This window comes from Acidovorax sp. NPDC077693, assembly GCF_044542805.1.
Classification (GTDB): domain Bacteria; phylum Pseudomonadota; class Gammaproteobacteria; order Burkholderiales; family Burkholderiaceae_C; genus Acidovorax.
The window spans coordinates 1-2,001 of the sequence record NZ_JBITVD010000038.1; the positions used below are offsets into that span (position 1 = coordinate 1).

The window sequence follows — 2,001 nt, forward strand, 5'->3', positions numbered from 1 at the left end:
GGCAGGCCCCAGCGCTGCTGGCTGCTGCGGCCGTCGGGCCCTTGCACCCCGAGCAGGTGGCCCTGGCCGTCGTAGCGCCAGTGGGTGGTGCGCCCGAGAGCGTCGGTGGCGGCAATGCGCCGGCCTGCGCTGTCGTACTGGTAGTGTGCTTCGCTGCCGTCCGGGTGGACTTCGCGGGTGATGCGCTTGAGGCCCCCGGTGCCTTCGTGGTGATACCGGGTCACGCGCCCCAGGCTGTCGCGCACGGTGGTGCAGCTGGCGGCCCGGGGGTCCTGGGGGTGGGCCTCTTCGTAGCTGAAGTAGTAGCTCAGGCCTTCTTCGTTGTGGTGTTCGGCCACGCGGGCGCCGGGGCGGGGGGGGAGGTGGCCGAGGTTGACACTGGAGCGTTGGTCCTCGCGCTGATCTTCGTAGACATAGGTGTGCTCGGGGCCGCTGCCCACGCGGTGGGCGACCATGCGGTGGGCGCTGTCGTACACAAACTGGCGGGTGCGTCGGCCGTCCCGGGCGTGCACGGCGATGAGGTCACCGAGGGGGCTGTAGTGGTAGCGCACCAGGGGGATGGGGTCGTGCCGCTGTGCGCCAGCACCGGAGCCTGAGCCAGAACCCGCATGCTCGGGGTCGTGCGGGTTGTAGGCGCAGTCCACGCCGATCAGGCGCAGGCCGCTGTCGGGGTTCAGGCCTGGTAGGGAGGTCTGAGTGGCCGTTGCCGTTGCTGCGCCGTTAGGCTGATTGTACAGCAGCGCGTAGCGCCGGCCCGCTCCGTCGGTGATGCCTTGCAGGCGTCCGTTCTCGTCGTGCTGGTAGTGCTGGCTGCGCCCGTAGGCGTCAATGAGGCCGATGAGCCGGCACGGGCCTTGGGTCTGCACCTTGAAGAGCCACACGGTGCGCCCACCCTGCGTGGCGGCCAGGACGTAGTCGGAGCCGGCCTTGGCGGCGGCAGGTACGTGGGCCCAGCGCTGTTGCTGGTGCCAGGGCAGGAGTTCTTCTGCGGTGTTGGGGTGGGGGTTGGAGGTGGACGCTGAAGTGGCCGCCGTATCCGTATCCGTCGCCGCGCTGCCGCCTGCCAGTGTGGACAGGGTCTGCGCAATCCCCATACCGCCACCTCGCATCAGCAGCAGCGCTTCGCTGTCGCTGTGCAGCGTCTGCCCAGGCTCCAGCGCTTCGTCGAACGTGATGACCCGGCCACCCGCATCGCGCAGCAGGGTCTGCGTGGCTTTGAGCTCGATGCTCAGCTCATGTGGCAGCTTCCAGCCGTAGCCCAGCAGTCCGCAGTCGCCACCGTGCTCCGCGTTGACGTAGCTGCTGTACTGGCGCTGCCACACCAGCGGCATGGGGCCGGGCAGGGCGAAGTCGAGGTCCTCCGCGCCCACTAAAACCTTGGCGCCCAGCGTGGGGTTGACTGGGCTGCCGATGGCTTTGCCGCCCGGGCAGCTGGAGCAGGCGATGCCGCCTTGCGAACCAATCAGCACGGTCAGCGATCCCTGCGTGATCGGCCCTCCGGACTTCGTCAGATCTCCCAGCCTTGCTGCCGGCTTGCCCATGGTGATTCCCTCTTCTCTTTATTTATGAATGAATGAATGTGTTTTTTTGGCGCACCGCGCTGTGCGTGCACACCCGTTTGCCGCCATGCTTGTGCAGCAAACAAGGGGTGCGCCAGCCCAGCGCAATTCAAATCAGCTCAGCAATTGAGCTTGTCCAGCGGTGACAGCACTTCGATCTGGCCCGGCGTGAGCTTGATGGTGCTGCTGCCGCAGGTGAGCAAGATCTCGTCCTTGGCGTTGAGGTGGATCTTTTTGGATTCCAGGAAGATCTGGGTCGCATCGATCTTGATGCAGCTGGGCGCATCGCCCCCACCACCGCCACCTTCGCCACCCGACGGTGCACCCGTGGGCGCGACGATGTTCTCGACCCCCGCGCCCGCTGCGGTCGGCGCGCCGTCTCCTGCCGCGCTTTGTCCCGCACCTGCGCCCACTTCCAGCACGTAGTCTTTGCCCACGGTGG

1 protein-coding gene and 1 pseudogene are annotated in these 2,001 nt (G+C 67.3%); both read right to left on the minus strand.

Annotated elements, in window-relative coordinates; genetic code table 11:
* On the minus strand, nucleotides 1-1,541 hold a 1,541-nt coding region (locus ACIGHN_RS27970; protein ID WP_396507581.1), incomplete at its 3' end, for a DUF6531 domain-containing protein.
* A gap of 137 nt (nucleotides 1,542-1,678) precedes the next feature.
* Nucleotides 1,679-2,001: pseudogene (locus tag ACIGHN_RS27975) on the minus strand (type VI secretion system tip protein VgrG); the annotation flags it as partial.